General features: G+C 39.6%; 13 protein-coding genes. 2 read left to right on the top strand and 11 right to left on the bottom strand.

Annotation, left to right across the window (positions count from 1 at the left end; translation table 11 throughout):
- The 8 genes from WMO38_RS06100 to WMO38_RS06135 all read right to left on the bottom strand — a co-directional run.
- On the bottom strand, positions 1 to 709 hold a 709-nt coding region (locus WMO38_RS06100; protein WP_349161897.1), incomplete at its 3' end, for a hypothetical protein.
- A gap of 40 nt (positions 710 to 749) precedes the next feature.
- Positions 750 to 1,439 (bottom strand): hypothetical protein, encoded by a 690-nt coding sequence (locus WMO38_RS06105; RefSeq protein ID WP_349161898.1) that lies wholly within the window; start codon positions 1,437 to 1,439, stop codon positions 750 to 752.
- Positions 1,440 to 1,641: 202 nt separating this feature from the next.
- Positions 1,642 to 2,433, bottom strand: a complete 792-nt coding sequence (locus WMO38_RS06110; RefSeq protein WP_349161899.1) for a hypothetical protein — start codon at positions 2,431 to 2,433, stop codon at positions 1,642 to 1,644.
- Positions 2,434 to 2,462: 29 nt separating this feature from the next.
- Positions 2,463 to 3,218: a flagellar filament capping protein FliD gene (fliD, locus tag WMO38_RS06115; protein ID WP_349161900.1), complete on the bottom strand. Its 756-nt coding sequence runs from the start codon at positions 3,216 to 3,218 to the stop codon at positions 2,463 to 2,465.
- A gap of 21 nt (positions 3,219 to 3,239) precedes the next feature.
- Positions 3,240 to 4,016, bottom strand: coding sequence for a FlxA-like family protein (locus tag WMO38_RS06120; RefSeq protein WP_349161972.1), 777 nt, complete (start codon positions 4,014 to 4,016; stop codon positions 3,240 to 3,242).
- Positions 4,006 to 4,221 (bottom strand): hypothetical protein, encoded by a 216-nt coding sequence (locus tag WMO38_RS06125; RefSeq protein ID WP_055238207.1) that lies wholly within the window; start codon positions 4,219 to 4,221, stop codon positions 4,006 to 4,008. Before WMO38_RS06125 ends, WMO38_RS06120 begins: the two co-directional genes overlap by 11 nt.
- Positions 4,222 to 4,298: 77 nt before the next feature.
- On the bottom strand, positions 4,299 to 5,669 hold the full coding sequence (locus WMO38_RS06130) for a sensor histidine kinase (RefSeq protein ID WP_349161901.1): 1,371 nt from the start codon (positions 5,667 to 5,669) through the stop codon (positions 4,299 to 4,301).
- The gene (locus WMO38_RS06135) at positions 5,666 to 6,379 is read right to left on the bottom strand and encodes a LytR/AlgR family response regulator transcription factor (RefSeq protein ID WP_055068080.1); all 714 of its coding nucleotides are present in this window, start codon (positions 6,377 to 6,379) and stop codon (positions 5,666 to 5,668) included. Before WMO38_RS06135 ends, WMO38_RS06130 begins: the two co-directional genes overlap by 4 nt.
- A gap of 466 nt (positions 6,380 to 6,845) precedes the next feature.
- Between WMO38_RS06135 and WMO38_RS06140 the strand changes: the two genes are divergently transcribed.
- Entirely contained in the window at positions 6,846 to 7,187 is a 342-nt protein-coding gene (locus tag WMO38_RS06140; RefSeq protein ID WP_186867623.1) for a MobC family plasmid mobilization relaxosome protein, read from the top strand.
- Complete coding sequence (locus WMO38_RS06145) at positions 7,136 to 8,506, top strand: relaxase/mobilization nuclease domain-containing protein (RefSeq protein ID WP_349161902.1); 1,371 nt, start codon at positions 7,136 to 7,138, stop codon at positions 8,504 to 8,506. Before WMO38_RS06140 ends, WMO38_RS06145 begins: the two co-directional genes overlap by 52 nt.
- Before the next feature lie 46 nt (positions 8,507 to 8,552).
- On the opposite strand, the gene WMO38_RS06150 is transcribed toward WMO38_RS06145, so the two are convergent.
- The 3 genes from WMO38_RS06150 to WMO38_RS06160 form a co-directional block, all read right to left on the bottom strand.
- Entirely contained in the window at positions 8,553 to 8,855 is a 303-nt protein-coding gene (locus WMO38_RS06150) for a PDDEXK nuclease domain-containing protein (protein WP_270466657.1), read from the bottom strand.
- 75 nt (positions 8,856 to 8,930) lie between these two features.
- Complete coding sequence (locus WMO38_RS06155; RefSeq protein WP_008118600.1) at positions 8,931 to 9,137, bottom strand: transposon-transfer assisting family protein; 207 nt, start codon at positions 9,135 to 9,137, stop codon at positions 8,931 to 8,933.
- Positions 9,138 to 9,141: 4 nt separating this feature from the next.
- The gene (locus WMO38_RS06160) at positions 9,142 to 13,200 is read right to left on the bottom strand and encodes a YodL domain-containing protein (protein WP_349161903.1); all 4,059 of its coding nucleotides are present in this window, start codon (positions 13,198 to 13,200) and stop codon (positions 9,142 to 9,144) included.
- Between the last annotated feature and the right edge of the window lie 123 nt (positions 13,201 to 13,323).

Here is a 13,323-nt window from a genome sequence, read left to right on the forward strand (position 1 = left end):
TAGTCACAGATCCTGCTACAAGGCTTTGTGTCATACTTTTTACATCAGTACCAGTTACGGATAAGGTATAATCACCCATTTCCTTTCTTTCTGCCGATTTTTCTGCACGTTTCTTTGCAGCTTTTTCTTCCTCTGCTTTTTTAGCAGCTCTTTTCTCTTTTACTTTTTTCTCTTTTTCTCTGTTCTCTTTTGCTTTTCGTTCAGCATTCTCTTTCGCTATTTTCCCATCTGGATCATTTGTACAAGATGCTGTCTCTATAATATTTCCGTTTGCATCAATCATATAACTCTGATTTGTCACAGTGCCCAAACATCCATTAATCGTATCTTTTGTACAATCCGGAATGGCTGCTAAGTTTTCCTCCAAATACTTTGCTTTTTCCGGATCATTCATGCATTTTTGTAAAAATGCACTTGAAACAGATACCGTTGTCGGAATACCCTGCATTGAAGTCAGCCCTATATTCATATAATGGTATTTTCCTTGCAAGTATTTTGAATAATCATTTACATTACTATACCCTGTCTTAATCTGCTCTGTTTTTGTCACACCGGGACGTGATGTTTTTAATTCAACTGTACTTGTTGTCACGTTGCCATCTTTTGTATTTGTACTATCCTTTTCACTATCTGTTTTTTTTACAGTATTCTTATAATTTGAAGCATAATACGATGTGTAACTGCTGTTATTGATACCCGTAATTGCCATAATCCTACCTCCCTGTTATTGAAACTTAAAATAATTTCTATTATATTGAACGACTTGGATATTTAATTTCCGTTGATGTAAATTCATCTTCTGCCGAAACATTGATATGCCCACTGCTGTCAATGGCATACTCTTTACCATAAACAGAAAACGTATCTCCTTCTTTATATCCGATTTCTATCCAGTTTATATCATTTAACTGTTTTATCTTTGCGTCAACATTTATGGTCTTTCCTGATTCCTGCAATAAATAAGTGTATTTTCCTGCTCCCGCATCTATAGAAAAGAATCCCGGAGAAATCCCGACTTTCTCACAGACTGACAGTACTTCCTCATTACTGTAGAGATAACCCCACACACTCTTTCCCTGTGCCAGATCAGATAAAATATTACTTGCTTTGTGCATTTCCCACTTATAATTTGTCCCTTTTTGATTTGTATTCTCTGCAAGCAACGATTCCGAGGCTGCCCAGCCTATCCTTCCATTGTTGACCGTCCATGTATATTTACCGCCACTTGATGTTGTCCATGAATAATAACTCTTATTACTTAATACCAAAGAATTATTTGCAGCACAAATGCCTGACATGGTGCTTGTATTCATTTTCGGTACTGCATAATTAGGTACTACCTGTCTGCTCCCATTAAGGTCAAAGGAAATAACCCCGTACTCCTTAAAATCAGAATTATATCCACAGGAAACATTCTCCCCAAAATTGATTGCATCCAAAATAGCACTTGAATTATTATAGTTTGCAAAATAATAAGCCAATTCACTGTTAGAAATATTCGCATTTTTATCTATCAGTGCAGCTATTGATTGCTTTTTGGTGTATTCCTGCCTCTGCTTGCTTTGAATATGTCAATAGCTGGTTTACTGTGTTTACATCTGTTACTGTCTTCATAATTATTCTCCAAACCCTTTTTCAACATTAAACGCCAAACATATGCTGCAATTTGTCCAGCATATTATTTACTCTGCTTTCAACAGCTTCTGGCTGATTCCTTAATTCATACCTGCTTCCATAGTAATCATTTAAACGGTCTTTCATTTCATTACAAAATAATTTTTGATCTGTTTTACTTCCAATTCCAACAACCATGTAATCTGGTGTCATTTTCTCCATGATAGAATTACGTGCCGAATCATTAAAATGAACATATTCGTCAATCATGTCTGAAAAACCTGCTTGTAATTGCTCTGGAACATACATTTCATTTACTTTCCTTAGTCCCGCTTCACTTGCACTTAACAAAAATACGGATTCATAGGAAGTTCCTCTATATCCCTCTTTGGCATTTAAAGAGTCCATATCTGCTGTCATTGTATTAATTTTCTCTTTTAAATCTTTCATTTCATCTTCTGTCAAATATTCAGAAGCATTTTCGTCCAGCCATTTTCCAAAAACCTCTGACTGATTTTCCAAACAGCCTTCAAACGCACTTTGTTCTCCAGAAATGGAAGCTGCTTTCAAATCTAATTTGAATAAATTTTCACATTTGTATTCTGCTGGTATTTCTTTTATCTCTCCATTGATTGACGAAAAATGCATTGCCTGAAAATCTGAGACTTTATCACGAGCAGTCTCAACTAACTTTCTTGCTGAATCACTGATTTTCACATCATCCTCCGAAATAATATTCTGAGAAACAGTTGTTTTCTTCTCAACCTTATTTTTTATCATCTCTGGATTATTAATATACCTATTTCCTTGAACTTTCATAGCAACCTCCTTAAGTTAGTCCACACTTTCTATACTTCTTTATCTATCTTGCTTGATGTCAAAGAAAAATCCGTCTTAGAGTATGTACCATTATTTGTATAGGTTGCACTCGCCCGGTTTGCAGCATTCGATATACCAGTTGCTTTCTGCGATATTTTGCTTACAAAAGAATTATATCCTGTAAAGACCGTTTTCAGCGAACTGATATCTGCCTGCTTTAAAGCATCCTCATCTAATTCCAACTTGTTTCCTTTTCCTATGGTAATACCTATTTTGGCAAGCATATTACTGTTTTTGTCTGTCATTCCAGTCATCCATGAAGCATTTCGCAATACATCCTTTGTATTAGATTCTCCGGCTTCCTTAACTACATCATTATAATCTTCAACAAAAGATTTTACTGCCTTGGTGATTTTATCCCAGTCATAATCCTCTACCTCAATCTCTTCCCCCGTTTTTTCATCTTTCTTTTTTATTTTCTTTTTTTCCCAAAGAGAAGAGTCATTCAAAGCATCTGCTGATTTTTTCAGAGAATCCGCACTTGTTTTCATCAAGGTAATTTTTTGTGAAGTATCACCTTTTCCCGATAATTTTTCAGCATCCTGTTTTGCATAATATGCTTTCATAAGTTTTCCATAGCTTCCATTTTTGATTGCAGCATAATCAGAAAGCATATTTGTATTGCCTACTGATGAACTATCTGACGTTCCACTAAACAACGCTGAAAAATCTACATTGCTGTTATATTTACTTGTATAATCACTAAAACTTTTGATTTCTGACATAACACCAGCCTCCTTTCCGAACTATAAACGTATATCGATCGGTGTATATACTACCGACTGTCCACTTTCTGATGCTGGATTTTTTATTGTTTCTGCTGTTTCTGTTTTAACATCTGCATTCTCTGATGCATCTGTTGCCGTATCTGCATTTTCCTGTGTATTCTCTGCTTTCTGCGTTTGATCCTTCTTTGTTTCTGCTGCATCTGTACGGTTGTCTGCCTTTGCTGCTTCTTCCATAGATTTATTTGCATCTGAAAGTGAAGACATCTGTGATGCTGTTGCAGACTGCACTTTTGCCTGCAAATCTGCCAGTTCTTCTTCTTTCTTTTCGGTATTGCCTTTTCCAGCATCCTGCTTGATTTCAGACTCAAGCACACCGGCTCTTCCTTCCATCTGTGTTGCCATACTACCCTGCACTTTTGCTTGCTTCATAGATGAATCTGCGGAAATCATTGCCCGCATACCTGCCTGTGACAAGCCTGTTCCTTTCTTTGCAGATGTATTTTTTGTACCAGCCACCATATCATCCATAGATGACTTTTTACTCTGCTGCTTACTTCTCTGCTCGATCTGGTGCTGTCTTAACTGTTGATTGAGATTTGTAATTTCCTGTTGTATCTCCTGACGTTTCTTCATCTTATCCTCTAATGACAGTTCTTCATTTGATGATAAGTCCTGCAATTTCTGCTGTGCATTTGCAATCTGATTCTGAATATTTTTACTCACAGAATCATTCGCCTGTGCCATTCCCATTGCTCCTGTCTGCGTATTCGTTCCGTTAAATCCATTAATTTTCATCATTTCGTTGTCCTCCTTGAGCTAATACTCTGAAATCCGTTTCCTGAAAATCTGTATAACATGATTTCTCTTTATTTTTTCTTTCGGCATATCTTTCTTCACAATAAACTGTGATGTTGTGAACCGCCCTTTTTTCGTTGTGAAGCAGTCTGAAAATGCTTTTCAGACTGTCGCAGTGCTCCTCAAATATTGTTGCAAGCAACATATCTTCATCGCTACCTGCACAAAAAAAGCACTACATATTTCTGTAATTTACAAAATACATAGTGCCAATTTATTTCTTTATTCTACCTGCATCATAATGCTAAGGATTACTTCCTCATTTCCCTGCTCCAAAGATATATCTCCCATATACATTCTGGCAACCCGGCGAATGTTATTCAAACCCATTCCATGTTCCATCCCAGATTTGGTTGTTTCTGGCAAATCGCTATCACCAAAATTAAGCTGACCCCCAAAACTGTTTTTTATGGTTATCATAAAGATACTGTTTTTCCGAAAAGAAGAAATGCTGATATACGGATCATCTCCACTTACATTTTCCATGCAGTTATTCAAGGCATTATTCATGATCACACTCAAATCAAATGCATTTAACTTCGTATTCTGCGGATAATGAAAATCCGACAGAAACCGAATCTGCCTTTCTTTTGCTTGTCTCAGCTTTTCCATCAAAATGACATCAATTACCGGACTTCCTGTCTTTATCTCCGGAGATACCTTGTCCCATTCATTTTTCAGATGTTCCAAGTATTCTGTAGCATCATCCATATTATTATGTGCCACCAGATGTTCCAGTGTCTGTATATGATTTCCCATATCATGGCGCATGGAGCGGATATCCCGATACAACTTTTCGACTTCCTCGATATGCTTTTTCATGTCACTGATCTGATTTAATACCAGCTCTTGTCCCCGCTGTTCTTCCTGCATCTCTTTCCAGTTTTGAAACATTACAATCACAACAAAAATAGCAACTATGGAAATCAGATAGTGTAAAAAGCTTAAAGCTCCATAAAATCCATATGTATCAATCAAGTTCTTTCCAGTATCTCTTTCGTATATCATGAGATAATATTGTAAAATGCCATACCCAGTGACGCCTACAAGTGAAGGTATAATAAGCATTACCATCTCTTTGACGCTCATTTCATCTTTTTTGTATATGTACGCTTTATTGATCAGTCCTATTGCAACCGCAATAAAAGCAATACAAAGTACAATATCCAAAACTCTGGTTCCAACATATAGTCCGTACTGCAACCACACTTTTTCTGCACTCATATTCCGAAATACAAGTGCTTTTGTAACAAGATCATCAAGTCTGGCTGCCATTGCAACCGTTAACCATCGGATCGAAAAGAACGTAATTGCAAGAAATATTTTCTGATATATATTTCTTCTGTCCTCTACATACATCACAAGAAACGCTGCTATAACTCCAATCAGATATGCGGAAAAATTATCAATCTGTGGCGGAATCATATATAAAACAAGCATAATCGTAATATAAACAATACTGACTGCCACAGCCCCTTTTTTCTTTTTTATATAGGGACAAACAAATTTTCCAAAATAGATTCCTGTAATCATAAGGAGTGCAATAACAGAAATTTTCGATGTAACCATCCAGCATTTTTCTACCAAACTCATCCGATTTCTTTTCCTTTCCTCTGATTATATTTCAAATATTGTTTTACAAACTCAGAATAATTCTGTTTTGCAATCAATGCAGTTCCATTTTCCATCGTCACACAATTTGCATCATATTTCTGAACATATTTGAAATGTACGAGGTAGGCTCTGTGTGTACGAAAAAAATCTGCTCCCGCAATTTCACTCAGTTCCTGCAATTTTCCATAATATTCAATATTCGTATCCCGTGTATGGATAATGACTTTTCGATTATATACCTCAGCATACACAATATCCTTCAAAAACACTTTCATATGGCTTCCTCCGGACTGCACCATCATGTATTTTTCATCCAATTGATTTTCAGAATATTCTTTAATGCTTCTGACTGCACGTTTCACAACTTCCTCAAATTTTTCATCTGAAAACGGTTTCACCAGATAATGAAATGCTGCAACATCAAATGCCTGAAAAACATACTCCTCCACAGCAGTTACAAATATCAATACCATTCTTTCATTTTTCTGACGCAGAATCCTTGCCGTTTCCATTCCATCCATTCCTGGCATCTGAATATCCAAAAATAGAATATCCGGCTCACAACCACTTGCAATCAATTCATCACCAGATAAATATTTTTCTATTACTGCATCCGGTAATAATTTCTTTATTTTTTCTTCTAATATCAATCCTATAGATTTTTCATCATCGCAGATTGCTATTTGCATCTTGTCACTTCCTTACTTACATACAATTATATTTATTATATCGGAAAAAGTCTTTTAATAGCTAGCCGCCATGTTGTGAACCGACCTTTTTTTGTTGTGAAATAACATATCACATATATCGCTTTATTTGCTTTATTTGCTTTAATCTGTTCTATCTGGCACACCCTCCGCGAGTGCCAAAAACAACCTTAGCAAGCACTGCCTGTGTCATGACACAGGCGAAATTTCCCACACTTTCCTATCTATCGTCTGTACGGGTGAATTTCCATAGGGAAGTGTCCCTAACCCTCTTTTCATTTTTCTTTGGTTCTGCACCGGAACACCTTGACCTTTTCTGCCGCTTTTGCTACAATTTGCTGTGGGTGATTGTGTCCAAAACTGAATAAAACTTGAAACAGACTGTTGTAAAATCGAACATTTTACAGCAGTTTTTTTGTACCCAAAAGAGAGAAAGGAAGTGGCAGAAATAGCAAAGCGAAACCGCACCAATCCGGTGCAATTTTATCTCAGCGATGATGAGCAGTACATCCTCAATACCAAGTTCAAAGCATCCGGCATGAAGAGTATGTCTGCGTTCCTGCGCAAGCTGATCTTATATGGATATGTGTATGATGTTGATTACAGTTACCTGCGAAATTATAATACGGAGTTGGGACGTATCAGCTCCAATTTAAACCAGATCGCAAAGAGGGTAAACAGCACCGGAAACATTTATCAAGAGGATATAAACGAAGTAAAGGAGTTGATGAATGAGGTATGGCATACACAAAAATCCATGCTATCAAAGCAACCGTTGATAAAGCCATAGAATATATCTGCAACCCGGACAAAACCGATGAACAAATCTATGTTTCGTCTTATGCGTGTGCGCCTGAAACTGCGGCAATTGACTTTAAATATACGCTTGACCATTGCAGGGAAAACAGTCCCAACAAAGCCTATCATCTCATACAGGCTTTTGCTCCGGGCGAGGTCGGTTATGAGGAAGCGCACCTCATCGGAAAGGAGCTTGCAGACAAGGTTTTAGAGGGGAAATATTCGTATGTTGTCACCACGCATATTGATAAGGGGCATATACACAATCATATCATCTTTTGTGCGGCTGACAACATTGAATACAACAAATACCATGACTGTACACAGACCTACCACCGCATCCGTCACCTGAGTGATGAACTGTGCAAGGAACACAATCTTTCTGTCATCATTCCCGGCGGTGAACGTGGCAAAAAATACAAGGAATGGCAGTCTGAGCAGAGCGGTTCTGCATGGAAAACGCAGATCAGAAAGGACATCAATTTCTGCATCAAGTCGGCTTCCACTTATGAAGAATTTCTGCTTCTGATGAGAGCCAAAGGGTATGAAATCAAAGGGGAAACTTTTGAAGAAGAAGCTGCCAAATACATCTCATTCCGTCCTCTGGATAAAGAGCGTTTTGTGCGTGGCAGTGCGAAGTCTTTGGGTAAGAAATACACAAAGAAGCGTATCAGGGAACGCATTGAAAGGAAGCGGGAACGAAAGGCAGTTATCCCGAAAAAAGACTACTCTGCCCGCAGGCTCATTGACACCTCGGACGAGAAATTCCAGAACAGTCCCGGACTACAACAGTGGGCAGCAATCGAGAATCTGAAAATCGCCGCACAAAGCTATAATGAAGCTGGTTCTCTCTCCGATCTGGAAAATAAAATTACTGTAAAAACCGAAGCGGTCAAGTCCGCCAGACAGAGCGTTGTGGAACTGGAACACTACATGAAAGACCTTGCGGAAATCATCAAATATGCCGAGCAGTACAAAGACAACCGCTCCTATCATATCGCTTACAAGAAAGCCAAGAACCCGGACGCATATTTCCGCAGATACGAAAGCCAAATTATCCTTTATGGTGGCGCAAGACGCATGCTTGAACAAGCGGGCATAAACTTAAAGGGCTTGAATGTCGATAAGCTAAAAGCAGAGTATCAGGAACTGATGAAGCAGAAAAGCGAGCTGACTTCCACCTACAAGAAATGTGAAAAAGAGGTTCAATCATTAAACCGAAAACTGGAAAATCTGAATCAATACCTCGGTCAGACGCAGCCCGATCCGGTGCAGGCACAACAGACAAAAAACAGAAATCACAGCTTATAAAAATGGGGGAGAATCCTATCCCATAGATAGCACTCTCCCCTCTGAATCAATTTTGTTCTTCATCTAACCATTCTTTTAATTTTTTCTGTAACAGTTTCTTATCCGGCAAATATAATTTATACTCTTTTGCATAAATATTAGCATTTTCCGGAAGTGTCAAATCTACCAGAGCCTCATCACTTTGCTTGCAGAGTAAAATACCTATTGTTGGATTTTCTCCCTCAATTTTTTCATAGCGATCATAATAATTTACATACATCTGCATCTGTCCTAAATCCTGATGTGTAAGCTCATCAATCTTAAAATCAATCAAAACATAACACCTTACCCCATGATTTTTCTCAATCAATTTTATATGTCAAAAATTTGCCAAATTAAAAAAGCAGGTAGCCAGCCATTGCAACTGACTACCCACTCGATACCGCTATTCTTCTACCGCTTCTAATGAATTTTCCGCAAATTCCTTATCTGTCATGCCATCCAACTTTCTCAACACCTGCCTAGAAAGATCTTCCATATCGCTGTCCTTTATGTACGGCATTATCCGTCTGATTTCTTCCATCATCTTCATTCTGTTCTGTGTCTCAAAAACACACATGAAATTGATTTCTTCTACTGTGAATTTATTCATCAACCTACATCTCCCTATGCGAATTTTTTGATTTTTCCTGTTCCTTCGTATCCTTATTGTTTCCCTGTGTTGCTTCCTTCTGCTTGGCTGCCAGTCGCTCCTTTAAGGAAGAACGTGCCTGTGGCTTTTCCTGCTGTTCTTTCTTTTCTTCCTCACGATTGAATTTTTCCACGCCATTGTTGAGTCTCTCATCAATCATGTTATAATTCTGTTCCTCCAGTTCCTCGATCTTAGCAAGCGGCTTGTATTCTGCCAATTTCACAAGCAGTTCCTTTGCCTGTCTCTCACTGTCCTCGTCTATCCCCTCGTCAATAGATGCCTGTAAGAAAATACTTAGAGGTTTCACATTTCCAGTTCTTATATCATCAGCAATCATTTGTATCTGTGATTCTCTGTCTGATACCGAATCTCTATATCCATATGTATCAAGCTCATAAGATAACTGGTCAAGTTCTGCCGCAAGTGTCTGTATCTTCTGCTCTTTTGTCTCCATATCAATCACATCTTTCTCCGGATATGCCGCAATCAGCTTTTTAATTGCGTCCTGCACCTTTGGTGTATCACGAAGCTCCGGTGTATAATTCAGGAAATCCACATCAATTCTCTTGCCGCTTACAATGTCTGCCTGCTCATCTTCCCATTCTTCAGTCCCCTCGATGTGCATATTTACACCAATAGAAGGAATCCCATGCATACGGGAAGGATCAATGGCATTGTAAAGTTTCATAGCTTCCTCTATCGTTTCAATGCCCTCATGGTATTCACCCATATTGTGAAATTCCCCACACTCCGCAACGGTAAATGTGATATGGACTGTCTCTGGTTCAATTACAGGCTCTTTTTCCAGTTCAGAAAGCACTTTTTCTTCTGATACAAGTGCGTTTTGTTCCTGCACCAATTCTCTCCCCTGCGTGACAAGCTGATTGTTGATCTGCTCCTGCTGTGCCTTCTCATGCAGATAAATTTCCACCTCTGGAAGATAAGTCTCCAATGTTCCGGTTCTGCCCTCTGTAATCGGGTTAATATCTACCTGTATGCCTGCAATATAAATGCTGTCCTCATGAAGCATATTGAAAAGGTCATCTTCTCTGGTGGAGCCTGTGTATTCCACAACCACATCCAAATCCGAATTTTCCTGCTCAATACCTCTGCATCGGCTACCGGCTACCACTACATCCACAATCTCTGCATCCAGACCGTACTCGTCAATCTGCGATTGCACATAAGCATACACTGTTTTTTCAATATCTTCCGCACTCTGTCCGTCCAGACTGTGAAACAGTTCTTCCGTCCTTGCCCGGAAATCTGCAACCACATCCGGATTGTTCTCCCTAAATTCTGCCTGCTTTGCTTCCAAATCTGCCTGTTCCACTTCCTCGGCTTTCTCCGAAAGTTCCTCAAAATCAACAATCTCTGCTTCAGAACCTGCATACACCTCGCCCTGCAAAAATTCATCACGATAATACTGCTCTGTGACCGCTGAAAACCTCGGTTCTTTCAAATCCGCAATCACCATATCCATTGCACGCTGAATCGTAATATCAGGATTATCGTAGACACCGCCATCTAGCAAGTGATACTGTTCATTCAGAATGGAGTAATCGTATCCTTCATCACATTCATGCATGAGAATATAGCGGTCTGCGATATGTACCGCAAGCTCTGTCTCTATCTCATTTTCCTTGCCCTCCAGTGTCAGCATGAACTTCGGCAGTTCTGTAAATCCAAAAGAATCTACAAAGTGTGCGCTGTTTTCCCCGTTCTCATGTAATACCACAATATCGCTGACCGACAGTGAATGTGCCTTGTAGTCTGCCGGATGGTCAATATTAAGCTTTTTATAGATTGCTTCCAGTGTTTCCGATTGCGTCCGTCCCTGCAATTCTGACAATTCGCCCAAATACACCAGTTTATAATTTTCCGGCAATACCGCATCAAAATTGTCTTTGGTTATTCCCATACGCTTCAGGCTTTCCGTTCCCTCAAAGCGGAACTTGTCCAGTTCGGGATTATCCTTTAACTGGTAAATACCGTATTTATCGGTATTTCCATATAAAAGCAGTGCTTCCCTGTTGGAATTACTCTCTGTAAGTTCTTCCTGCATCATGAGAAGTTTCCGTTCATTCTGCCAGTCCCCTTTTTCTATTCCGCACATTCCATCATGCTCTAAAATCTGTTTTCTATCAGCTACAGTACTCTCGGAACCATCCGTATGCAGAAGATACACAGGCAAGTCATGGTCAAATAGTTCCAATGCCCTCTCCTGCGTCAGCGGAAGCATTTCATTCCATGTATAGCCATACTCCTGCATTTCAGATATTCCGACCATGCTATCCGGCAGTGCGTCGATCTCTGCCTGTGCATCTATCATTGCAAGTGCCACATCCTGATTGCCCTCTGTCTCCTGTGCATAGATATGTTCTGCAAGCTCCCTTGTTTTCTCCACATTACTCAGCTTATAAGCATAATTTACAATCAAGTTTCTTTCATCATCGGAAAAGGCAGGCTGTCCATGCTCCAACCGGTTAATGATATGCTCTGCCTGTTGCATGACAGACAATTTCTCCGCATCCGTCAGACCTGCATCAAAATCGTATTCATAATCCCAAAAGTCCGGCATATTTCCGTTTAATTCCTTACTACTGGACGCAAGTAACGTGATTTCCGCTCCCTGTTTTTCCATATATGAAAGGTAATTGCCATCCCATTCTTTTTCATCAAGAGAAGCCATATCTTTGAGCATTTTTCTGACATCATCCCTCAACATATTTGTGATTTTCAAAACCTCCCATTCGCTTTCAAAAATGGAAGCGAACTTAACAACCACATCATCGGCATTGATCGGCTCCATTGCCTTATCATAGACCGCCTTTCTCTCCTTCATATCAATCAGCTCATCTGTATCTGTGTTATAACGCACATCCAGATGATACTCTCCGTACTCTCTGGAATCCTGATTGCCGATTTCCGTTGTCCATGCACCCCTGCTTTCCAAATATGCCTGTATGCTCAACTTGTCATCGTCTGTCATTTCTGACAATGCCTGCATCAGTTCCGGTCTGTCCATGCCATATACATCAAGCAGACTGAACTCTGAAAGGTCAGTATTCTGTATGAGGAGAATACTTTCCTTTGTCTGTTCCTGTGATACTTCCCTGTTCCTTTGTAATTCCTGTAATTGTTCCTCTATCCCGGTAATCAACTCCGAAGCTGTCCTCCGTATCGTATCCATGGAAGCTCTCAGTTCCTTGGTATCTCTGCCACTGCTCCATCCGGCAATATATCCAAAGGAATAATCGGAAGTGTCCACTCCAAAATGCTGGCATACCGTATAAGCAATGCTCTCCGCTTCCACCTCTTTGGTGTTGCGGTCTTTTTTCATCTGCTCGTCCTGCTCCACTTCCTTGCTGTGCAGCTTAGAATGAGCCACCTCATGGATCATGGTCTTTAATGTCTGACTCTCGCTCATGTTTTCCTGTACCGCAATCCGCTTTGCTTCCCTGTCATAATAGCCTTTGGAATCTCCGGCTATCTCCTCCAGTTCAATCGGTACTGGTGAAATGGCTTCTACCGCTTTGATCATATCCTGATACCCTTCCACATCTGAAAGAAGCTCCTTTGCCGCAAGTTCCGGTATCGGCTTTCCGTCTGTCTGTGACACATCAAAAACAGATACTGCCCGGAATGCCGGAATTGTTATCTCGACTTCCTCTTTCTGCGGATTTCCGTCCTTATCAAGCAACAACTCTTGTGTAACCGGATCAATCTTATCCCGTTCCTCTTTAATTTTATAGGGTGCAGGTGCAAGGATACGGATTGCCTTTTCCCCTTTATTTACATGACGCTCAAAATTCTTCTGCCAAGCCTTGTATCCGGCCACTAGCGTAGCGTCAGGCTTTTGCATCGCAATTAATAGCGTGTTGTTAAAACTATAATTATGAAATTTTGACATCGTGCTAAGATAATTGCAGTAACTGTCACTGTTGAATAAATCCTGCAATCCCTGCTCCAGTTTATCCGTAAGCTCCTGCACACGCTGTTTTTCTGTATTATTTTCTGCCATAAATGACCTCCATTTTGTACGATAAAAGGCAGCCACTACTGACTGCCCTTACATCAACTGCTATAACATTTTTAATAATCCTGCTTTTATTCCCAACCCGAATAGTTCTGACAGGTTGGGAAT

The organism is Lachnospira hominis (ex Hitch et al. 2025) (genome assembly GCF_040096395.1).
Taxonomy (GTDB): domain Bacteria; phylum Bacillota; class Clostridia; order Lachnospirales; family Lachnospiraceae; genus Lachnospira; species Lachnospira hominis.